This window comes from Streptomyces sp. NPDC056361, from assembly GCF_042262805.1.
Taxonomy (GTDB): Bacteria; Actinomycetota; Actinomycetes; order Streptomycetales; family Streptomycetaceae; genus Streptomyces.
The window spans coordinates 1-6,141 of record NZ_JBHJQI010000250.1 but is presented as its reverse complement, the minus strand read 5'-3'; the positions used below and the strand labels follow the sequence as shown (position 1 = coordinate 6,141).

At 72.6% G+C, this 6,141-nt stretch carries 6 protein-coding genes; 5 read left to right on the top strand and 1 reads right to left on the bottom strand.

What is annotated here, in order from left to right:
- Positions 1-53 precede the first annotated feature (53 nt).
- Positions 54-1,850, bottom strand: coding sequence for an AMP-dependent synthetase/ligase (locus tag ACFCY7_RS39275; RefSeq protein ID WP_376490878.1), 1,797 nt, complete (start codon positions 1,848-1,850; stop codon positions 54-56).
- 255 nt (positions 1,851-2,105) lie between these two features.
- On the opposite strand from ACFCY7_RS39275, the gene ACFCY7_RS39270 reads away from it, so the two are divergent.
- The 5 genes from ACFCY7_RS39270 to ACFCY7_RS39250 all read left to right on the top strand — a co-directional run bounded on the left by ACFCY7_RS39270 (position 2,106) and on the right by ACFCY7_RS39250 (position 6,076).
- Positions 2,106-2,873: a metallophosphoesterase gene (locus tag ACFCY7_RS39270; RefSeq protein ID WP_376490877.1), complete on the top strand. Its 768-nt coding sequence runs from the start codon at positions 2,106-2,108 to the stop codon at positions 2,871-2,873.
- 89 nt (positions 2,874-2,962) lie between these two features.
- Positions 2,963-3,403 carry an SRPBCC family protein gene (locus tag ACFCY7_RS39265; protein WP_376490876.1) on the top strand — a complete coding sequence of 147 codons (441 nt, stop codon included), beginning with the start codon at positions 2,963-2,965 and terminating at the stop codon, positions 3,401-3,403.
- 31 nt (positions 3,404-3,434) lie between these two features.
- Positions 3,435-4,565 carry an ArsA family ATPase gene (locus ACFCY7_RS39260; RefSeq protein WP_376490875.1) on the top strand — a complete coding sequence of 377 codons (1,131 nt, stop codon included), beginning with the start codon at positions 3,435-3,437 and terminating at the stop codon, positions 4,563-4,565.
- A gap of 41 nt (positions 4,566-4,606) precedes the next feature.
- Complete coding sequence (locus ACFCY7_RS39255) at positions 4,607-5,068, top strand: DUF5304 domain-containing protein (protein WP_376490874.1); 462 nt, start codon at positions 4,607-4,609, stop codon at positions 5,066-5,068.
- 66 nt (positions 5,069-5,134) lie between these two features.
- Positions 5,135-6,076, top strand: a complete 942-nt coding sequence (locus ACFCY7_RS39250) for an ROK family glucokinase (RefSeq protein WP_376490873.1) — start codon at positions 5,135-5,137, stop codon at positions 6,074-6,076.
- Positions 6,077-6,141 lie beyond the last annotated feature (65 nt).

Here is a 6,141-nt window from a genome sequence, read left to right as displayed (position 1 = left end):
GGCCCGGGGCGACATCGCCCCGGGCCTCCGGCCGGATGGTCCGTCCGCGGGCCTCAGCCCTGGTAGATCGCCTCGATCTCGTCCGCGAAGTCCTTCGCCACCACGTTCCGCTTCAGCTTCAGGGACGGCGTGATGTGGCCCGCCTCCTCGGTGAACTGGGCCGGCAGGATGCGGAACTTGCGGACCGACTCGGCCTTCGAGACCGCGGCGTTGCCGTCGTCGATCGCCCGCTGGACCTCCGCCATGAGCTCCGCGTCGTCGCGGAGGGAAGCCGCCGTCGAACCCGCCGGCTTGCCGTGCTCGGCGACCCAGCGGCCGAGGAACTCCTCGTCGATGGTGACGAGCGCACCCACGAACGGGCGCCCGTCGCCGACCACCATGCACTCCGCGACCAGCGCGTGCGCCCGGATCCGGTCCTCGATGACCGCCGGGGCGACGTTCTTGCCGCCCGCCGTCACCAGGATCTCCTTCTTGCGGCCGGTGATCGCGAGGTAGCCGTCCTCGTCGAGCGTGCCGATGTCACCCGTGTGGAACCAGCCGTCCGCCAGCGCCTCGGCCGTCGCCGCCGGGTTGTTCCAGTACTCCGTGAAGATGTGCTCGCCGTGCAGCAGCACCTCGCCGTCGTCGGCGATCCGCACCACCGAGCCCGGCAGCGGCTGGCCGACCGTGCCGATCTTCTGCCGGTCCCACGGGTTGAACGCCGTCGCCGCGCACGACTCCGTCAGGCCGTAGCCCTCCAGGACCGTGAAGCCGATGCCCCGGAAGAAGTGGCCGAGCCGCTCGCCCAGCGGCGCGCCGCCCGAGATCGCGTACTCGCCGCGCCCGCCGAGCACCGCCCGCAGCTTGCTGAAGACCAGCTTGTCGAAGACCTTGTGCTTCAGCTTGAGGCCGAAGGACGGGCCCTGCGGGGTGCCGATCGCCCGGCTGTACGCGATGGCCGTGTGCGCGGCCTTGTCGAAGATCTTGCCCTTGCCGTCGGCCTGGGCCTTCGCCCGCGCCGAGTTGTAGACCTTCTCGAAGACCCGCGGCACGCCCAGGATCAGCGTCGGCCGGAACGAGGCCAGCTCGTCGGTTAGGTTCTTGATGTCCGGTACGCAGCCGAGGCGGATCGGCGCCATCACGGACGCGACCTCGACGAGCCGCCCGAAGACGTGCGCGGCCGGCAGGAACAGCAGCACCGAGCACTCGCCCGTACGGAAGAGGGGCTTGAGCCGCTCGACGATGTTGCCGCACTCGGCGAAGAAGGCCCGGTGGGACAGGACGCAGCCCTTGGGGCGGCCCGTCGTGCCCGAGGTGTAGACGATCGTCGCCGGGTCGTCGGCGTTCGCCGCCGACATGCGCGCGTCGAGCAGCTCGTCGGAGACGTCCGCCCCGGTCGCCGTCAGCCGCGCGACCGCGTCGTCCTCGATCTGCCAGACGTCCTTGAGCTCCGGAAGGTGCTCCCGCACGGACTCCACCGACGCCTGGTGCGCCGCGCTCTCGACGAGCGCCAGGGTCGCGCCCGAGTCGCCGAGGATCCACTGGATCTGCTCCGGCGAGCTGGTCTCGTACACCGGCACGGTCACACCGCCCGCGCTCCAGATCGCGAAGTCGAGCAGGACCCACTCGTAGCGCGTGCGGGAGAGCAGCGCGACCCGGTCGCCCGGCTCCACGCCCGCGGCGATCAGGCCCTTGGCCGCCCCGCGGACCTCCGCGAGGAACTGCGTGGCGGTGACGTCCGTCCAGACGCCGTCGACCTTGCGCCCCATCACGGCGACGTCTGGATGCTGGGAGGCGTTGCGGCGGATGAGATCCGTCAGGTTGCCGTCCGCGGGGACCTCGTACAGGGCCGGAAGGCTGAACTCGCGCAAGACTGCTGCTCCTCATCGGGCGCCGGCGCCACGGCTCTGTGTGATGCACCGGTGAAGTCCATGTTCGGGCAGGTGCTCAGTGGGGGTGAGCACGACTGGACTGCCCGGACGTTACCCACCAGTACACGGTTCCCGATAGGGGGTCCCGGCCAGATGTTCCGTGCGTCACACATATGTGGCGGTGCTCTGCGCACAGTAATCCACCGGTTTCACGACTCCCAAGTAACCGCAGGTGACACCCCCTAAGGTGGGCTCATGCGAGTCCATGTGGTCAGTGACGTACACGGCAACGCCGGCGACCTCGCCAAGGCCGGGGAGGGCGCCGACGCCCTGATATGCCTCGGTGACCTGGTCCTCTTCCTCGACTACGCCGACCACAGCCGCGGGATCTTCCCCGACCTCTTCGGCACCGAGAACGCCGACCGGCTGGTCGAGCTGCGCACCGCCCGCCGCTTCGACGAGGCCCGTGACCTGGGGCGCAGCCTCTGGGCCGGGCTCGACGTCGACCGGGACACCGCCATCGAGGCCGCCGTGCGCCGCCAGTACGCCGAACTCTTCGCCGCCTTCCCCACCCCCACGTACGCCACCTACGGCAACGTCGACATCCCCCGCCTCTGGCCCGACTTCGCCGGACCGGGCACCACCGTCCTCGACGGCGAGCGGATCGAGCTCGGCGGCCTCACCGTCGGCTTCGTCGGCGGCGGCCTGCGCACCCCCATGCGCACCCCGTACGAGATCTCCGACGAGGAGTACGCGGCGAAGGTCGAGGCGCTCGGGGACGTCGACATCCTCTGCTCCCACATCCCGCCGGACGTGCCGGACCTGACCTACGACACCGTCGCCCGCCGCTTCGAGCGCGGCAGCCGGGCCCTGCTCGACGCGATCCACCGCGTCCGGCCCCGCTACGCCCTCTTCGGCCACGTCCACCAGCCGCTCGCGCGGCGGATGCGGATCGGCTCGACCGAGTGCGTGAACGTCGGCCACTTCGCCTCGACCGGCACCCCCTTCGCCCTGGAGTGGTGACGGGGCCGGAGTCGAGGCGCGATAGCCTGCCGTAGGCACGTCTGTGCCCTTTCACTTCCGCCGGACCGCACCGTGGAGGAGCCACCGCGATGGCCGAACACACCAGCTCGAGCATCACCATCGAGGCGGCGCCGGCCGACGTCATGGGTGTGATCGCCGACTTCGCCCGCTACCCCGAGTGGACCGGCGAGGTGAAGGAGGCCGAGGTCCTGGAGACCGACGGCTCCGGCCGCGCCGAGAAGGTCCGCCTGCTCCTCGACGCCGGCGCCATCAAGGACGACCACACCCTCGCCTACACCTGGACCGGCGCCAACGAGGTCAGCTGGACCCTCGTCAAGTCCCAGATGCTCCGCTCCCTCGACGGCTCCTACCGGCTCGCCCCGCTCGACGGCGACCGCACCGAGGTCACCTACCAGCTCACCGTCGACGTCAAGATCCCCATGCTCGGCATGATCAAGCGCAAGGCCGAGAAGGTCATCATCGACCGCGCCCTCGCCGGCCTGAAGAAGCGCGTCGAATCCGGCGCGTGACCCCTCGGAGGGCGCGGGTAACGTCCTCCGCATGCGGATCATCCTTGTCACAGGGCCCGGCGGCGCGGGGCGCACCACCGTCGCCGCCGCGACCGCCCTCGCGGAGGCGGGCGCGGGGAAGCGGGTGGTGCTCCTCTCCGAGGACGCCGGCGCGGGCGTGGAGGGCGAGCGGCTCACGGTGCTGCGGCCCGATCCCGCGGCCGACTTCCGGCGCGAGTTCCTCGGGTTCCAGGCGAGGTCGGGGGCCGCGCTCGACCTCCTCGGGGCCGCCCCGTTCGAGGACGCGGAACTGACGGAGCTGCCCGGCAGCCGACAGCTGGCGCTGCTGAGAGCGGTGCGCGACGCCGCCCGCGGCGACCACGACGTCGCCGTCGTCGACCTGCCGCCGACGCCCGAGGCGCTCGCCGTCCTCGCGCTGCCCGAGCAGCTCCGCCGCTATGTGCGCCGCCTCCTCCCGCCCGAGCGGCAGGCCGCCCGCGCCCTGCGCCCCATGCTGGCGCAGCTCGCCGGCGTCCCGATGCCCGCGCAGTGGCTCTACGAGACGACCGCGCGCTGGGAGGCGGAGCTCGCCGCCGTCCAGGCCGTCGTCGAAGCCCCCGGTACCGGCGTCCGGCTCGTGGTCGAACCCGGCCCCGCCGCCGTCCGGGCCCTGCGCACGGCACGGCTGGGACTCGCCCTCCAGGGCCTCGCGCTGGAAGCGGTCGTCGCCAACCGGCTGCTGCCCGCCACGTCGGAGGACCCCTGGCTCGCCGGACTCACCGCCGAGCAGCACCGGCACCTGGCGGAGCTCCGTACCGCCGCCGACGTCCTGTGCGAGCTCCCGCACCTCGGCCGGGACCCGCGCGGAGCCGAGGACCTCGCCCTCCTCGCGCCGGTACGGCCGGACGCCCCGCCCGCCCCCGTACCGGCGTGGCCCGTCGAGGACCGGCGGGAGGAGGACGGCGTGCTCGTCTGGCACATCGCCCTGCCGGGCGCCGTCAAGGAGGAACTCGGGCTCGTCCGGCGCGGCGACGAACTGCTGCTGACCGTCGGACCGTTCCGCCGCAGCATCCCCCTGCCGGGCGCCCTGCGCCGCTGCACCGTCACCGGGGCGGCACTCGTCGACGGGGACCTCCGCGTGCGCTTCACGCCCGACCCGGGACTCTGGCCACGCACTCCCTGAGGCCGTGTACCGTCGAAGTACCAGCCAGTGAGGAGTGCGCCATGAGCGATTCGGACGCCTGGGCCAAAGCGTGCGCCGAGGACCTGGAGGCGGAGAAGGCCCGCCGCCGGGCACAGGGCGGGGCTGAGCCGGGCTCGCCCGCGGAGGAGTTCCGCAAGCTCTTCGAGGCCGTCGCCGACAAGGTCTCCGGCGGTCTCGGGAACCCCCTCCTCGCGGGCCAGGCCGTGCAGACCGTGCAGCAGCTCGTCAACCAGGCGAAGGCCGTCGTCGAGCCCGTCATCGAGCGCAACCCGCAGGTCTTCGACCACCTCGCCGCCGCCGGCAGCGAACTCCTCGCCGCCTACCGCTCGGCCGTCGAGGGCCACGAGAGCCGCTGGACCCGGGGCGGCCCCGTGGCCGAGGACGACCCGCGCCGCGACGCCGACGCGCCCCGGCCGGACGACGAAGGGCCGCGCAAGGACGACGAAGGGCCCGGAACCGGCCAGCACATCGACCTTGACTGATCAGTAGCCGTCCCGCCCTCGGGTACGGTGGGCCCTAGCGGGGCTCGACCGAAAACTGAGGGACACATGGGACTCACCATCGGCGTCGACATCGGCGGCACGAAGATCGCGGCCGGCGTGGTCGACGAGGACGGCAAGATCCTCGACACGCACAAGGTGCCCACCCCGCCGACCCCCGAGGGGATCGTCGACGCGATCAGCGCGGCCGTCTCCGAGGCCGGCAAGGGCCACTCGATCGAGGCCGTCGGCATCGGCGCCGCGGGCTACGTCGACGACAAGCGTGCCACCGTCCTCTTCGCGCCGAACATCGACTGGCGGCACGAGCCGCTCAAGGACAAGGTCGAGCAGCGGGTCGGCCTGCCCGTCGTCGTCGAGAACGACGCCAACGCGGCGGCCTGGGGCGAGTACAAGTTCGGCGCAGGCCAGGGCCACGAGGACGTCATCTGCATCACCCTCGGCACCGGCCTCGGCGGCGGCATCATCATCGGCAACAAGCTGCGCCGCGGACGCTTCGGCGTGGCCGCCGAATTCGGCCACATCCGGGTCGTCCCCGACGGCCTGCTGTGCGGCTGCGGCAGCCAGGGCTGCTGGGAGCAGTACGCCTCCGGCCGCGCGCTCGTCCGGTACGCCAGGCAGCGCGCCAACGCCACCCCGGAGCGGGCGGAGATCCTGCTCGGCCTCGGCGACGGCACCCCGGACGGCATCGAGGGCAAGCACGTCAGCCAGGCCGCCCGCGCCGGCGACCCGGTCGCCGTCGACTCCTTCCGCGAGCTGGCCCGCTGGGCCGGCGCCGGACTGGCCGACCTGGCCTCGCTCTTCGACCCGTCGGCGTTCATCGTCGGCGGCGGCGTCTCGGACGAGGGCGACCTCGTCCTCGACCCGATCCGCAAGTCCTTCCGGCGCTGGCTGATCGGCGGACAGTGGCGTCCGCACGCCCAGGTCCTCGCCGCCCAGCTCGGCAACAAGGCAGGACTCGTCGGCGCCGCCGACCTGGCCCGCCAGGGCTGACCGCCCGCACGAACAGGCCTCGAAGGCGTACGCCGACCGCCCGCCGCGTCCCCACGGACCCGGCG